The sequence below is a fragment of the Geobacillus sp. B4113_201601 genome (assembly GCF_001587475.1).
Classification (GTDB): Bacteria; Bacillota; Bacilli; order Bacillales; family Anoxybacillaceae; genus Geobacillus; species Geobacillus icigianus.
Genome location: NZ_LQYX01000041.1, coordinates 120,013 through 134,658, shown reverse-complemented (window position 1 = coordinate 134,658; position 14,646 = coordinate 120,013). Strand labels below are relative to the sequence as shown.

Sequence of the window (14,646 nt, the reverse complement as noted above, 5' to 3'; positions counted from 1 at the left end):
GAAGCGAAAAAGCGCTCCCGCTCGATGTCAAAAAATGTTATAGTAAAAATACTGAGGTTCATCACCACAACGTGTACTTGACAAATGAGACTTCTTTTCGTGTCACCATGTATGAAAATGGTCGGTTTACTGTTTTTTCTTTACAGAAGGAAGTATGGGATGTTTGGAAACAGTCAAGTACAGCTCTTAGTAAAGAGCCAGTACCGATTCCTTTGCGGGGAGTGCTGGAACTTCGCGCCGGCTAAGGAGCGCGGGATAGATAGGGGAGCGTCGGATGGAGAAGCGATGGACTGTCATTGAAGTGTTGCGCCACGCCCGGCATGACTGGCTGAATAAAATTCAGCTCATTCAAGGGCATTTGGCGCTCAATAAGGTAGAGAGGGTCAAAGAAATCATTGAGGGCATTGTCGTTGAGATGCAGCAAGAGGCGCGGCTGACGAATTTGAAGGCCGAGCGCTTCGCGGAGCTGATCATGACGTACAATTGGGAGCCGCGCCCCGTTTCGCTCGAGTATGAGATTACGGGCGGCGAAGCCGATTTGTCGCCGTATGACGAGCGGTTGAGCGAATGGTGCGAGGCGTTTCTGCGCTTGCTTGAAGCCCAAGCTGATGCGGAAACGGAAAACCATGTATGCGTGTCGGTCGACTTGTCTGACGGGCGGACGGCTTTGTTTGTTGACTACCGCGGTACATGGCGGGACGGCGAAGCGATTCGCGCTTGGCTGGAACGTTGCGAGCCGGCGCCGCCGCTGCGGCTTGTGGCGTTTGCCATCGAGCCGGGGGAACTGACCGTGGAGCTGGAACTGATGTCGAGCTGGTGACATTTGAAAAGGGCGGCTGCATCGCGCCATGAAAGTGGCTTGGGCGCGGCTATTGACAGCATGAAGCGGACGTTGTATACAATAATACATATTAGGGATACGCAAATGTTTGCGATGATGGAAGCGAAGCGGAGGAACAACGATGTTTGTCGATCAGGTGAAAATTTATGTGAAAGGCGGGGACGGCGGCAACGGCATGGTCGCGTTCCGCCGGGAAAAATACGTCCCGAAAGGCGGGCCGGCCGGCGGGGACGGCGGCAAAGGCGGCGATGTCGTATTGGTCGTTGATGAAGGGCTGCGCACGCTGATGGACTTCCGCTACCAGCGCCATTTTAAAGCGCCGCGCGGTGAGAACGGCATGTCGAAAAATCAGCACGGGAAAAATGCCGAAGACTTGCTCGTCAAAGTGCCGCCCGGCACGGTCGTCATCGACGCCGATACGAACGAAGTGCTTGCCGATTTGACCGAAGCGGGGCAGCGGTTTGTCGTGGCCAAAGGCGGGCGCGGTGGACGCGGCAACACCCGGTTTGCCACCGCCGCCAACCCGGCGCCGGAAATCGCGGAAAACGGCGAACCGGGCGAGGAGCGGAACGTCATTTTGGAATTAAAGCTGCTCGCCGATGTCGGGCTTGTCGGGTTTCCAAGCGTCGGCAAATCGACGCTGCTGTCGGTCGTCTCGGCGGCTCGGCCGAAAATCGCCGAGTATCATTTTACGACGCTCGCCCCGAATTTGGGCGTCGTCGAAACGGAAGACGGCCGCAGCTTTGTCATGGCCGATCTGCCCGGCTTGATCGAAGGCGCTCATCAAGGGGTCGGCTTAGGGCATCAGTTTTTGCGCCATATTGAGCGGACGCGCGTCATCGTTCACGTCATCGACATGGCGGCGGTCGAAGGGCGCGACCCGTACGATGACTACCTCGTCATCAATGAGGAGCTCAGGCAATACAACTTGCGCTTGACCGAGCGGCCGCAAATCGTCGCCGCCAACAAAATGGACATGCCGAACGCTGAAGAAAACTTGCGCCGTTTCAGAGAAAAAGTCGGCGCGGCGGTGCCGGTGTTTCCGATTTCTGCGGCGACAAGGCAAGGGGTGCGCGAGCTGCTGTTTGCCGTCGCCGACTTGCTGGAGGCGACGCCGGAATTTCCGCTGCATGAAACGAACGAGCCGGCCGTGCAGCGGGTCGTGTATAAATATGAAAAGGAAGAGGCGCCGTTTGTCATCACTCGTGACAGCGATGGGGCGTTTCGTTTGTCAGGCGAGAAAATCGAAAAGCTGTTTAAGATGACTGATTTTTCCCGCGAAGAATCGGTGCGCCGCTTCGCCCGTCAACTGCGGGCCATGGGTGTCGATGACGCGCTGCGCGAGCGCGGGGCGAAAGACGGAGACACCGTCCGCTTGCTCGATTACGAGTTCGAGTTCGTCGACGACTGGGATGAACGGTAAAAGCGGGGGAACGTGCGGTGGAGAAAAAGTTTTATTTAGTGCGCGAAGACGTTCTGCCGGAAGCGATGAAAAAAGTCGTGCAAGCCAAACAGCTGCTCGAGCGAAAAAAAGCCGCCTCGGTCGCCGAGGCGGCGCAGCTTGTGAACATCAGCCGCGGCGTCTTTTACAAATACCGCGACGCCATTTTTCCGTTTCAAGCCGTGACGAAAGAAAACATTGTCACCCTGTTCTTTCATTTGGAAGATCGCTCTGGGACGCTTTCCCAATTGCTTGGCGTCGTAGCGGCTGCCGGCTGCAACGTGCTGACGATCCACCAGACAATCCCGTTGCAAGGGCGGGCGAACGTGACGCTCTCCGTCAGCACGAACGAGATGAACGAGGAGATCGATGAACTGCTGGCGAAATTGCGGCAGCTTGAATTTGTCGAAAAAGTGGAAATTGTCGGTTCGGGAGTGTATTAAGGCAAAGGGAGAGGCAAATGGAGATGAAAATTGGCTATTTAGGACCGAAAGCGACATTTACGGAAGCGGCGGCGGCCGCGCTTTTTCCGTCATCGCCGCGGGCGCCGTATGATACGATTCCTGACTGCATCGACGCCGCGGCGGCCGGAGAAATTGAAGCGGCCGTTGTGCCGCTGGAAAACGCGTTGGAAGGGTCGGTCAATTTAACGCTCGACTATTTAATTCATGAACAGCCGTTGCCGATTATCGGCGAGGTCGTCGTGCCGATCGAGCAGCATTTGCTCGTTCACCCGTATTACGCCCCGCATTGGCGCGAAGTGAAAGAAGTGTATTCCCATCCGCACGCCATGGCGCAATGCCGCAAGTTTTTGCATACGGTGCTCAAAGAGGCGAAGCACGTGCACGTCACCTCGACGAGCGCGGCGGCGAGATGGGTGAGCGAGCACCCGCACTTGCCGGCGGCGGCGATCGCCAACCGGCTGGCGGCGGATGAATACGGTCTTGTCATCGCCCAAGAAAACATTCATGATTACGATTCCAATCATACGCGCTTTATCGTTGTCAGCCGGCGCAATGAACCGCTTTCGCTCCGGTCGCCGCTTTACGCCGGCGACAAGACGACCATCGTCGTCATGCTCCCGAAAGACCAGCCCGGCGCTCTTCATCAAGTATTGTCGGCGTTCGCCTGGCGGCGGCTCAATTTGACGAAAATCGAATCGCGCCCGGCGAAAACCGGGCTTGGCAACTATTTTTTTATCATTGACATCGATGCGCCGAAGGATGACGTTCTCATCCCGGGAGCGATGGCGGAAATCGAAGCGCTCGGTTGCACCGTGCAGCTGTTGGGCAGCTATCCGTATTACTTCGTTGGATAAAGGAGCAAAAGGGTGTCCTCGTTCGCGATGGGGACACCCGTTTTGTCGCTTTACGCTTCAATGAGAAAGCCAGCCTGTTTTAAGGCGCGGCAGGCGGCATCAAGCTTTTCGGTCGCATCGGCTTCGATCGTATGCAAATGCGTTCCATCGGTCAGTTGGAGCAAATAGGCCGATTTGGTCGCGTTAATTTTGGCGATGAATTGATCGACCTCGAAGCGGTTGCTGACCATGATGGACGCCGTCAAATCGCCGTACACCGGATGCTCGATTTTGACGTCCTTGACAGTCACTCCGCAATCGACAAGGAGGTATAGCTCTTCTTTCGTCTGTTCTGGCGTATGGAAGCAGGCGATCGTTCGCGTATACGTTTTGGCCGGCGCCGCCGGTTTTAAATACAAATAGCCTTGACTTGTGGCGATAATCGGCTCATTGCGCGCTTTAAGCAAGGAAATGTCTTGAACGATCACCTGACGGCTGACGTTGGTTTTGGCCGCCAATTCCGCCCCGGTGAGCGGCGTTGTGCTCTCTTTGAGCCATTGCAAAATAAGTTGGCGCCGCGCTTCCCCGAAAACTTTCTTCTCCTCTTTCACCCTTGGTTCGCCCCCTTTCCTGCTGAGACTAGCCGTTCCAAGACGGAAACGAAGCGGTCAATGTCCGCTTCCGTTGTGGCGGTGCCGAAGGAAACGCGAATGAACTGCCTTGCTTCTTCCGGTGTTTTTCCGACGGCTATCATCGTCCGCGATGGCGCTTGCAATCCTACTTGGCAGGCGCTGCCGGTCGAAATGGCAATCCCGGCGCGATTGCATTCCAACATGACGAACTGGCCTTCCAAGCCGTTGACCGATAACCCGACGATATGGGCGAGCCGAGCGTCACGATGGCCTTCGACCGCCACCGGCAGCCGTTTGGCGGCGATGGCATCCAGAAGGCGGCTCCGCAGCTGTTCGAAACGGAGTTGCTCGCTTTCCATCCGCTCATAAAGGCGTTTTGCCGCTGTCAGGAACGCGGCGATGCCCGGCACATTGACCGTTCCCGGACGAAACCCTGATTCGTGCGTCGCCCCTGGGAAGACGGGCTTCCAGTGGCGGCGCGGGTCGATGTAGACAGCGCCGACGCCTTTGGGGCCGTACACTTTATGTGCAGAAATCGAGAGGCTGTCGATCGCCATCGCTTTGACATCTAGCTGTATTTTAGCAAAAGTTTGCACACAGTCGCTATGAAAAAGGACGCCGCGCGCCCGCAGGAGACGGCCGATGTCGGCGAGCGGCTGGATCGTGCCGATTTCTGAGTTGGCGTGCTGGATGGAAGCGAGGATGGTCTCTGGCGTCACGGCCCGCTCCAAATCGGTGAGGCGAATGCGCCCATAGCGGTCCACTGGCAAGTACGTCACCTTGTATCCTTCCGCTTCCAATTGCTTGAATAAATGGTGCAGCGAGGCGTGTTCGATCTCAGTCGTAATCAAATGGGTTCCCTTCCGGCGGTGGGCGGCGATGAGCGAACGGACGGCCAGCACGTTCGCTTCCGTCCCGCCGCTAGTAAAGTACACCCCTTCCGCCTCGCCGTTGATCATAAGGGCGAGCTCGCGCCGGCATAACGTGAGCAGCTTCCGTGCGGTAGTGCCGACATCGTGGAGGCTGCTTTCATTGCCAAAATAAACGGTTGCTGCTTCCGCATAAGCGGCGACGGCTTCCTTGCACATCGGCGTCGTTGCGGCATAATCCAAATAAATCATCGTTCTCCCGCCTTTTCTTTTTTGAACAAATATCTTGCCATTAGTTTAAATATGTGTAAATATAGATGTCAAGACAGTTAAAAAGAAAGGGAGCTGCAAGGTGAAAGAAGCCGGCATAATCATTGTTGGCAGCGGATTGGCGGCTTTAACCGCAGCCTACGGTTTACAACGGCAAAGAAATGTGACCATTTTCACAAAAAAAGGGCTGACCGACAGCAATTCATGGCGGGCGCAAGGGGGAGTGGCGGCGGCGCTGGCGGAAGCGGATGACTGGCGTGCCCATCTCCGCGATACGATGGCGGCTGGCCGCTTTCATAATGATGAACGCATGGTCGAGCTCCTTGTCCGCGAGGGGCCGCAGTGGCTGCAAGCTTGGATCAGCGCCGGGCTGGAGTTTGACCGCGATGAATCTGGCCGGCTTTGTTTCGGTCTAGAGGGCGGGCATAGCCGCCGCCGCATTTTGCATGCCGGCGGCGATCGAACCGGGCGGGCGCTCGTGGAGTTTTTGCGGCGGCAGGTGGACGCGCGGATCGTGGAAGGTGAACAAGTCATTGACTTGGTGATCGAAAACGGCCGCTGCGTCGGCGTGAAAACAAAGCGAAGCGATGGTGTCGTTTCGGCTTGGGCAGCGGAGGCGGTCATTGTGGCGACCGGCGGCTGCGCCGGGTTGTACGCGTTGACGTCGAACGCTCCGACCGCGGTCGGGGACGGCATCGCGATGGCGTATCGGGCCGGCGCCGCGGTCGCGGACATGGAGTTTGTCCAGTTTCATCCGACGATGCTGGCGGTCGATGGAAAAGCGGTCGGGCTCATTTCTGAAGCGGTGCGCGGCGAAGGAGCGGTGCTGGAAACGGAAGATGGGCGCCGGCTGATGGAGGGCGTTCATCCGCTTGGCGATTTAGCCCCGCGCGATGTCGTCGCCCGCGCCATTGCGGCCGAGCTCGATCGGAGCGGCCGCGTGGTGCTGAACATTGCTGCTGTTTCCAATTTCCGCCGCCGCTTTCCGACGATTGCCGCGCTGTGCGATGCCCATGGCGTCCGCCTTGAAGACGGCCGTCTGCCGGTCGTTCCGGGCGCCCATTTTTTGATGGGCGGTATCGTGGTCAATGAGTGGGGACAGACGACGGTGCCGGGCTTGTACGCTGTTGGGGAAGCCGCCTGCACCGGCGTGCATGGCGCCAACCGCCTAGCGAGCAACTCGCTGTTGGAAGCGATCGTCTTTGGCAATCGGGTGGCGCAGGCCATCCGGCGCGGCATTGCTTGGCCTGAAGCGATGCGCCAAGCGGTGCGGCGGCCCGACCGCCGGCGTCCGTTTGCCCCGTCGCTACCGGAGCGGACGCGCCTTTGCGAGCGGCTGTCGACAGAGGTTGGCATCGTTCGCGATGGCGAGCGGCTGCGCGCCGCCGTAGGCTGGTTGGAACAGTTTTCGTTGTCCGATTGGTTAGATGGCGACATCGAACCGTTGACGGCCGAGCAGATTGAAACAGGGTATATGCTGATTGCCGGCTGGCTTGTGGCCTCATCCGCGCTGCGCCGCCGGGAAAGCCGCGGCAGCCATTACCGGAGCGATGTGCCGTACGAAGACCGTGCTTGGCAGGGGCGGCGCCTCGTGCGGACCCGTGAGGAATGGGCGTGGCAAGCGGCCGGACGGTAGGCGAAAAAAGACAACGAAGGAAGGATGAACGATGAACCGATTGAAACTCGAACAGCTGCTGCGGCACTTTTTTCTTGAGGATATGGGCGATGGCGATTTGACGAGCGATCTTCTCTTTCCAGACCATGAACGGGCCGCCGGCGTGTTTACAGCGAAAGCGGCCGGCGTTTTGGCCGGGGTTGATATCATTTCTGCCGGTTATCGGCTGCTCGATCCGCAAATTGACGTATCGGTGATCAAAAGAGACGGTGAACGGGTTTCCGCCGGCGAACCGATCGCCTCAGTTGCTGGACCGGTGCGGTCGCTGTTATCCGGGGAGCGGGTCATTTTAAATCTGCTCCAGCGCCTAAGCGGCATCGCGACGGTGACGCGGCAGGCGGTCGATCGCCTCGGGGATAGCCGCACCCGCATTTGTGACACAAGAAAAACGACGCCGGGGCTGCGCATGCTGGAAAAATACGCGGTCACTTGCGGCGGCGGCTACAACCACCGTTTCGGCTTGTATGACGGCGTGATGATTAAAGACAATCATATCGCGTTTTATGGGTCGATTGCCGCCGCGGTGAAAACGGTGCGGGAGCGGCTTGGCCATATGGTGAAAATCGAAGTGGAAACGGAGACGGAAGCGGAAGTGCTTGAGGCGGTCGCGGCGGGGGCGGATGTGATCATGTTTGACAATCGAACGCCTGAGGAAGTGAAAACGTTTGTTCCGCTCGTGCCAAAGCCGATCGTCACCGAAGCATCCGGCGGCATTACACTCGCCAACGTCGCGGCGTATGGCGCAACCGGAGTCGATTATATTTCCCTCGGTTTTTTGACCCACTCCGCCGCGGCGCTCGATATTAGTTTTTCTTTGCAATAATGGGGGGAGAATGGATGAACGTACTCGAACAGTTGAAACGTATGGATGAAATGCCGGAAAAATACAAAATGATGGAAAAGGATGAGCTGGAAGCGCGCGCTCGCGCCGTCAAAGAACGCCTTGGTCGGCGCTTGTTCATTCCGGGCCATCATTATCAAAAAGATGAAGTGATTCAATTCGCCGATGCCACCGGTGATTCGCTTCAGCTTGCAAGGCTCGCGGCGAAAAACAGCGAGGCCGATTACATCGTGTTTTGCGGCGTCCATTTCATGGCGGAAACGGCCGATATGTTAACGAGCGCGGCGCAGGCGGTCATTTTGCCGGATTTGCGCGCCGGCTGTTCCATGGCCGACATGGCCGATCTGTTTCAAGTCGAGCGGGCCTGGGCGGCGCTAAGCGAGCGCTTGGGCGAAACGATCGTTCCGCTTGTATACGTTAACTCGACGGCGGCCATTAAAGCGTTTGTCGGCCGGCATGGCGGGGCGACCGTCACCTCATCGAACGCCAAACGCATGATGGAGTGGGCGTTTTCCCAAAAAGAGAGGGTTTTCTTTTTGCCTGATCAACATTTGGGAAGAAATACGGCGTATGCGCTCGGAATCGGCCTAGATGAGATGGCGGTCTGGGATCCGCACGAAGAGACGCTGCAATGCACCGGTGCGCTGGAGCGCGTGAAGGTCATTCTTTGGAAAGGGCATTGCTCGGTTCATGAAAATTTTACGGTCGAGCAAATCGCGTTCATTCGCCGCACGAAGCCGGACATGAAAATCATCGTTCACCCGGAGTGCCGCTTTGAAGTCGTTCAGCAGGCCGATGATGCCGGCTCCACGAAATACATTATTGACACGATTCGGAACGCTCCACCCGGAAGCCAATGGGCGATCGGCACGGAAATGAACTTGGTCAACCGGTTGAAACAAGAGCATCCGGACAAGGAAATCGTTTCCCTCAACCCCTATATGTGCCCGTGTTTGACGATGAACCGCATCGACTTGCCGCATTTCGTGTGGGCGCTCGAATCGCTCGAACAAGGAACGATCGTCAACCGGATCACCGTTCCTGAACATGTCGCTTTTGAGGCGAAAACAGCGCTGCAGCGGATGCTGGCGCTTGCCTAGGGGGATGGTGAAAATCACCAGCTTCATTCGACTTGTCGGAAATTACAAGAAATAAAATGATGGTGTTGCAAGTTTTTTCAATTCGATAAACAATGTTGGATAGCAGTATTTCCCCTTAAATCACCGGCCTTCTAGAAGGTCGGTGAAAAACGGTTGTTTCTTTTGAGCAACGGGGCATCGTTTGAAAGGTAATCCTGATGCGACAAGGCTTTTCGATTTGAGAAACGGTCTTGATAAGCGGCTTGCCCCCTTAAATCACCGGTCTCCTAGAAGGCTGGTGATTTCGTGCAAAATATGCTGATTCGATCTCTTTTCAATTAGAGAAACCTTGGGAGATTTTCACGATAAGGCAACAGAAACAGCTGGTACGTTTATAGCAACGGGAGGGGCCCAGTCCGTTTGCGACGACGTACGAGGCATGGGGCGCGAAAACCAGCAAGAAAGAGGTGCCTGTCCGATTGCGACGAAGCATCTTTCGCTTTCCCTAGCTGAACGGGAGCTTTTCCGTTCGGCTAGGGATTTTTTTATCATAAATCGTTCATTCCGCTCATACATTGTGTTGAAAGACACTAGCCGGAAACAAGCAATGGTTCGAGCGAGCACCGACAGTCTCGGTTTAGGAGGGGAACGGAGTGAAAATCCATATTGTTCAGAAGGGAGACACCCTTTGGAAAATCGCTCAAAAATATGGAGTCGATTTTGAACAATTGAAAAAAATAAATGGCCACCTAAGCGATCCGAATCTCATCATGCCTGGTATGAAAATCAAAGTGCCAACGGCCGGCGTTCCGGTCAAAAAAGGGGCGAAGACGACGGCGCCGCCCAAAAAAATCGAGGTGAAAGAACACCCGTACACCGAAGCGAAACCGTTTGTTTCCATTGACCTTGAAGCGGAATTCGGCTCGGCCCCCAACGCCGCTATTGGAGAAGCGCCAGCCGCCAATCAAACGCCGGCCGCAGCGAACCCGACAAACAACATGTCAGTGGCGCCGAAACCGGCCAATGAAATGCCGCCTGCACCAAAAGCGGCAAACGAAACGCCAGCTCCGGCGAAAGCAGCGAACAACACGCCAGCCGCGCCAAAAATGGCGAACAACACGCCAGCCGCCCCGGTTGACAAAGCAAAACAAGCGGCCAACGAAGCGAACGCCGGAGCGAAAACAGGATCCGGCATGCCGATCGGCCAAGCACCGAATGCGAAGGCAAATCAAGCGGCGGCCGCTCCCGTTAATAAGCTCCCCAACGTTCCGGTGAACGAAGCGCCCGCGGCCGTCAACGAAGCGCCGGCGCCGAAGCAAGCGGACAAAGCGGCCAATCCCGCCGCGGCGGAACCGGTCGAGGAAAAAAAAGAAACAGCGAAAGCCGAGGCAAAGGCCTCTGCGCCTCCGCTCGTGCACACCATTCCTCCGGTGACGCCGCCGCCTCCTCTTTCGTTTGCCCAGTCTTGGGCTGCGGCGCCGCCGCTCCCGCCGAAGCCGAGCAACATTTTGCCGGACGTCATGAAAGAGGAGAACGGCGAAAGCCCGAACGAATGGAAGGCGGAAGAAAGCGATGAGGCGCCGCCGCTGCCCCATCTTCCTAACGCTCCGTTCGTTCCGCCGATGTTTGGAGCGAATCAAGGATACGTGTCGACAGTTCCGGTCTGGCCGGGAGCGGGATATTACACCCCGCCGCTGCCGACAGCGCCGCCTATTCCACATTCATCGTCGGCCGCTGCCGACAGCCCGGAAAGCAGTTCGGCGCCGTTTCCTGGAATTCAAGAAAGCAGCGATGAATCGGCAGCTCTGCCGCCGGTCGGGCACGGCGCCCCTCCATTCCCCTCGCCGATCGGCGCCGGTTACGTTCATCCTGCCCCGATGGCGCCCGTTTATGGCGCACCGGCAACGTACGCGCCGCCGTCCGGCTATCCGCCATTGGGCTATATGCCCATTTATGCGCCGGCGCCGTATTACGGAGGATACATTCCGTCCGCTCCGTATGGGTATCTGCCGCCAACTGCGCCTGTGCTTCAGTGGCCTAGAGGTGGTTACCCGGCCAACCCGCCTGGATCGGCGCCGCCGTTTTGGCCTGCGGAGGCTGGCCCGCGTTTGTTTGGCGAGCCGCCGGATGAGGAGAGCGAACATGGCGATAACGAATAACGGAATGGAAAGAGACGCTGCCCGCCGTCTCTTTTTTCTTCTTGGGCGCCGCTTCCGTCTTGACATTCAGCAGGCGGTGGCATTGAAACCGTACGTGATCGCCATCGCCGCCCGGCAAGGGATGTGGGTCGCCAAAGCGTATCGTTCGTTTGCGGCCGCTTGGCGGCAAGCATGGCTGCTTTCGGCTTTGCGGCGCGCCGGGTTTTTGGCCGCTCCCGCTCTCGCGCCGATCGGCAGCGGAGGCGTGGTGGAAGCGGGCGGGAGCTATTGGCTGCTGATGGAGTACGTAAAGGACGGGCGCCCGCTTTCGCTCGCCGATGGACGCGCTGCCGCCGCCGGCCTCTCTCTTTTGCGGCGCTACCATGCGGCGACTGCGTTCATTGTTCGGACGGAGCGAGCGGCCGGCGCCCTGCCGCGCCTGCATCTGTATGAAAAATGGCGCCGCCGCTATGATGAGTTTTGTCGCCACTTGCCGCTCATTGAAACCATCATGGAAAAGGAAGACATTTTGTTTGTGCAGCGCTGGGCGCGCGATTGTTTGGCAACGTGCGCCGAGCATGCCGCCGAGTTGGCGGCGGAGCCGGTGGCGATCATTCACGGCGATGTCGCTCCGCATAATTTTTTGTGTTCTGCCGGCCATTTATGGCTCATTGACTATGATGCCGCCGCCATGGCTTCGCCCGGGCTGGATTATTGGCAATATGCCAACCGCTTGTTGCCGCACATCGGCTGGTCGTACTCAGCGCTCGCTCGTTTCGCTCCGCTCCGCCAATGGCTGGAAAAGCGCTGGTTTTTGCATGCCCTCCTTTTCCCGGCTGACATCTTTCGGGAGTGGCGGCCGGCCGTCGAACGCCGTCGCCGCTTGGCGATCGACAGGGAAAAGCGGGAGCGGTTTGTCCGCCGCCTGTGCGCTATGCTAAAATAAAACATGAGAAATGAAATCGATGGAAAAGGGGTCGAAGGTGAATGCAAGAAACGATTGACAAGCTTGTGCAATGGCTGCGGGAACAAGTCGCGGCGGCCGGTCTGAACGGGGCGGTCGTCGGCATCAGCGGCGGCATTGACTCGGCGGTCGTCGCCCATTTGATTCGGCGAGCCTTTCCGGACGATTCGCTCGGCTTGATCATGCCGTGCAAAAGCCATCCAAAAGACATGGAAGATGCGCTGAAAGTGGTGGAAAGCTGCGGAATTCGCCATTTGGTCATCGATTTGACCGAGGCGCATAAGGCGCTGTTCGGCGCCGTGGAAGCCGAACTGAAAGCCCGCGGGGAGTGGAATGAGGAGAAAGCGCGCCTCGGCGATGCGAACACGAGGGCGCGCCTGCGCATGACGACGTTGTACGCGGTCGCCAACAACTACGGTTATCTTGTCGTCGGCACGGACAACGCCGCCGAATGGCATACCGGCTACTTCACGAAATACGGGGATGGCGGGGTCGATTTAGTGCCGCTCATTCATTTCACCAAATGCGAAGTGCGAGAAATGGCTCGCGTGCTCGGCGTTCCCGAAGAAATCATCACAAAAGCACCGAGCGCCGGATTATGGGAAGGACAGACGGACGAAAGCGAGATGGGCACGACATATGAAATGATTGACAAATATTTGAAAGGAGAAGACATCCCAGAGCGGGACCGGAACATTATTGAACAGCTGCACGAACGTTCGCATCATAAACGGCAGCTCGCTATAGCGCCGCCGAAGTTTTAACGTCATTTCCGACAGACGTGTCCCATCTTAAAGAATGGGCAGGGCAAAGCCCAAAGAGTAGATGGGATGAATGGCGGCTGGCGGGAACGGACAGCGATAACGCATAGGCCGCCCATGATGGAAGAAACAGCGCTTTTCACGGAACGGGCCGCCATAACGCCTGCTCAAGATGCCGTTCGTTGATGGTCCGCCAATGTTCCGGTTGGCGGAAACTGACAGCGATAACGCCTCCCCTTTTTCCACAAGCTAAACGTAAGGCTGGTTTGTGGCCAGCCCGGGGCTTAGGAAACCAAGGGGGGTTTTCCATTGAGACAAGCGGTCAAATGGCTCGCTGCGCTGTCAGCGGCCGGCTTGCTCGCTTCATGCGCCAATGATCAGGAAGGAAATGAAGGCGCACAACGCTACAACGACAGCGCAAGGCCAATCGGCTATTACTCGACGGAACGGAGCGATGATTTCCGCTACGGCCGCTATGGCACGAACGCGCTCAACTATGACAACCGGTATCTATGGACGCGGCGCGGGCCGGCGACCGACTATTTGACGGATGGCGGCCGTCTTGGCGGACCGGCGGCGACCCGCTTTGACACGGGCGTGCCGGCTCTTCCGCCCGATGTCGATTTTGGCGATGGCGATTACAATTACCACGGGCATTTGCACTCGCTAAACGTCGACCCGCATCCGTCCTACTATCGAACGTATGACGGCCGCTTGGCCGAACAGCTCTCTCGCCGGGCCGCGGCGGTCAGCGGGGTGAAGGATGCTCGCGCGGTGGTGTACGGCGGCCAAGCATTGATCGCGATCACGACCGCCGACCGCCATCCGGAGCGCGTTGAACAGCGCGTCGCCCAAGCGGTTGCTCCGCATGCCGGCGGCAAGCGGGTGCGCGTCACGTCCAACCCAAGCATGTACCATCGCGTTCGTTCGATCGACAACACGATGCGCCACGGCGGTGCGGTGAACCGAGAGGAAATTGACCGCGACTTGCGCACCATTTTTATCGGCGATACGATTCAAGAACGGCCGGAAAATACGCGATAGTGCGAACGAGACGGGCAAGCTGAACGATCGAGAGGGTGTCCCAAAAGACTGGGACACCCTCTCTCATCGCTATATAGAAGCACTAGCTGCTTCCCTGCCACACGAGTTGGGTCTTTCTTGAGAAGGCCGATGAACAACCGCTGCTTCCCTTCATCAATGGGGAAACGCCTGAAAATTAGGATCCATGCAACAAGGTTTTTCTAGTTGAGAAATGAGATGGCAAAGCCGTATCCACGAGTAAATCACCGGCTTCTGAGGGGAGATCGCCTTTTGGGTCAGCTCCTTTTTGGCGCGGCTGTCCGCCTCCAGCCGGTGCAGCGCCGCTTTCCGCTGTGGGGTGCTAGGCCCGTCTGTCGGGCGCAACCATCCGCTTCAGACCGGTGCAGAGGCTAACGCTGGGGGCCGCGCGGGCGAGGACGGAACTCGGCTGGCGCTAGGGGAAATGGGATGTTGGACTTTTTGATAGTGTTGAGTAAACGATTGGTGGATGACGTTCACAAGGACTGCGAATATTTGTTTGCGACGTTTGCCGAGACCACCAAATGAAGCGCTCGACAACATTGATGGGAGCGATAAGCTCAAGAAATCGTCCATTTGCCAAAAAACGAGGCCTTCGTCACGGGCCGCCCACGCCATTCAAGGGTGTGACTGGCATTTCTCTCACAGCGATCATCAATGGGTCTGGGGGCATTCGCTTGTTTGGCAGATGGTGTATACCCGTCTCTATGATAAGGTGGCGGGAAGAAGCAAAATCGACCTAGCGATCGAGAGGCTTTCCTCGCTCAAGGGGAAGC

13 protein-coding genes and 1 pseudogene are annotated in these 14,646 nt (G+C 57.4%); 12 read left to right on the top strand and 2 right to left on the bottom strand.

The features are described from left to right. The first annotated feature begins 274 nt into the window (after positions 1–274). The 4 genes from B4113_RS06885 to pheA all read left to right on the top strand — a co-directional run bounded on the left by B4113_RS06885 (position 275) and on the right by pheA (position 3,600). Positions 275–820, top strand: a complete 546-nt coding sequence (locus tag B4113_RS06885) for a sporulation initiation phosphotransferase B (RefSeq protein WP_033020246.1) — start codon at positions 275–277, stop codon at positions 818–820. Between the two features lie 142 nt (positions 821–962). Next, a complete protein-coding gene (obgE, locus tag B4113_RS06880) occupies positions 963–2,264 on the top strand; it encodes a GTPase ObgE (protein WP_033020244.1) in 1,302 nt (433 codons plus the stop codon). 17 nt (positions 2,265–2,281) lie between these two features. Then, the gene (locus B4113_RS06875) at positions 2,282–2,725 is read left to right on the top strand and encodes an ACT domain-containing protein (RefSeq protein ID WP_033020242.1); all 444 of its coding nucleotides are present in this window, start codon (positions 2,282–2,284) and stop codon (positions 2,723–2,725) included. Between the two features lie 23 nt (positions 2,726–2,748). After that, a complete protein-coding gene (gene pheA, locus B4113_RS06870) occupies positions 2,749–3,600 on the top strand; it encodes a prephenate dehydratase (protein ID WP_033020362.1) in 852 nt (283 codons plus the stop codon). Between the two features lie 50 nt (positions 3,601–3,650). On the opposite strand, the gene B4113_RS06865 is transcribed toward pheA, so the two are convergent. Together B4113_RS06865 and B4113_RS06860 are read right to left on the bottom strand one after the other, a co-directional pair. After that, a complete protein-coding gene (locus tag B4113_RS06865) occupies positions 3,651–4,190 on the bottom strand; it encodes a transcription repressor NadR (RefSeq protein WP_033020240.1) in 540 nt (179 codons plus the stop codon). After that, on the bottom strand, positions 4,187–5,332 hold the full coding sequence (locus tag B4113_RS06860) for an IscS subfamily cysteine desulfurase (RefSeq protein ID WP_033020239.1): 1,146 nt from the start codon (positions 5,330–5,332) through the stop codon (positions 4,187–4,189). Before B4113_RS06860 ends, B4113_RS06865 begins: the two co-directional genes overlap by 4 nt. 100 nt (positions 5,333–5,432) lie before the next feature. Here B4113_RS06860 and nadB point away from each other — a divergent pair, with 100 nt between their 5' ends. From nadB to B4113_RS20380, 8 genes and pseudogenes are all read left to right on the top strand, one after another. After that, positions 5,433–6,986: an L-aspartate oxidase gene (nadB, locus tag B4113_RS06855; protein WP_061912350.1), complete on the top strand. Its 1,554-nt coding sequence runs from the start codon at positions 5,433–5,435 to the stop codon at positions 6,984–6,986. Positions 6,987–7,017: 31 nt separating this feature from the next. Beyond that, positions 7,018–7,848 carry a carboxylating nicotinate-nucleotide diphosphorylase gene (gene nadC / locus B4113_RS06850; RefSeq protein ID WP_033020233.1) on the top strand — a complete coding sequence of 277 codons (831 nt, stop codon included), beginning with the start codon at positions 7,018–7,020 and terminating at the stop codon, positions 7,846–7,848. A gap of 14 nt (positions 7,849–7,862) precedes the next feature. Beyond that, positions 7,863–8,966, top strand: a complete 1,104-nt coding sequence (gene nadA, locus B4113_RS06845; RefSeq protein ID WP_033020232.1) for a quinolinate synthase NadA — start codon at positions 7,863–7,865, stop codon at positions 8,964–8,966. Between the two features lie 632 nt (positions 8,967–9,598). Continuing rightward, a complete protein-coding gene (gene safA / locus B4113_RS06840; RefSeq protein WP_061912349.1) occupies positions 9,599–11,104 on the top strand; it encodes a SafA/ExsA family spore coat assembly protein in 1,506 nt (501 codons plus the stop codon). Next, the gene (locus tag B4113_RS06835) at positions 11,088–12,029 is read left to right on the top strand and encodes a phosphotransferase (RefSeq protein WP_033020228.1); all 942 of its coding nucleotides are present in this window, start codon (positions 11,088–11,090) and stop codon (positions 12,027–12,029) included. The genes safA and B4113_RS06835 overlap by 17 nt, the downstream gene beginning before the upstream one ends. A gap of 41 nt (positions 12,030–12,070) precedes the next feature. Continuing rightward, positions 12,071–12,811, top strand: a complete 741-nt coding sequence (gene nadE, locus B4113_RS06830; protein WP_033020226.1) for an NAD(+) synthase — start codon at positions 12,071–12,073, stop codon at positions 12,809–12,811. A gap of 306 nt (positions 12,812–13,117) precedes the next feature. Continuing rightward, positions 13,118–13,852, top strand: coding sequence for a YhcN/YlaJ family sporulation lipoprotein (locus B4113_RS06825; protein ID WP_033020224.1), 735 nt, complete (start codon positions 13,118–13,120; stop codon positions 13,850–13,852). A 589-nt stretch (positions 13,853–14,441) separates the two neighbouring features. Continuing rightward, a pseudogene (locus B4113_RS20380) lies at positions 14,442–14,646 on the top strand (IS701 family transposase); the annotation flags it as partial.

What these genes read in the sequence shown, in the direction of transcription:
- nadE (WP_033020226.1), top strand. Translation starts at nt 12,071, where the DNA reads ATGCAAGAAACGATTGACAAGCTTGTGCAATGGCTGCGGGAACAAGTC.
- nadA (WP_033020232.1), top strand. Translation starts at nt 7,863, where the DNA reads ATGAACGTACTCGAACAGTTGAAACGTATGGATGAAATGCCGGAAAAA.
- nadC (WP_033020233.1), top strand. Translation starts at nt 7,018, where the DNA reads ATGAACCGATTGAAACTCGAACAGCTGCTGCGGCACTTTTTTCTTGAG.
- B4113_RS06835 (WP_033020228.1), top strand. Translation starts at nt 11,088, where the DNA reads ATGGCGATAACGAATAACGGAATGGAAAGAGACGCTGCCCGCCGTCTC.
- B4113_RS06885 (WP_033020246.1), top strand. Translation starts at nt 275, where the DNA reads ATGGAGAAGCGATGGACTGTCATTGAAGTGTTGCGCCACGCCCGGCAT.
- B4113_RS06860 (WP_033020239.1), bottom strand. Translation starts at nt 5,332, where the DNA reads ATGATTTATTTGGATTATGCCGCAACGACGCCGATGTGCAAGGAAGCC.
- pheA (WP_033020362.1), top strand. Translation starts at nt 2,749, where the DNA reads ATGAAAATTGGCTATTTAGGACCGAAAGCGACATTTACGGAAGCGGCG.
- obgE (WP_033020244.1), top strand. Translation starts at nt 963, where the DNA reads ATGTTTGTCGATCAGGTGAAAATTTATGTGAAAGGCGGGGACGGCGGC.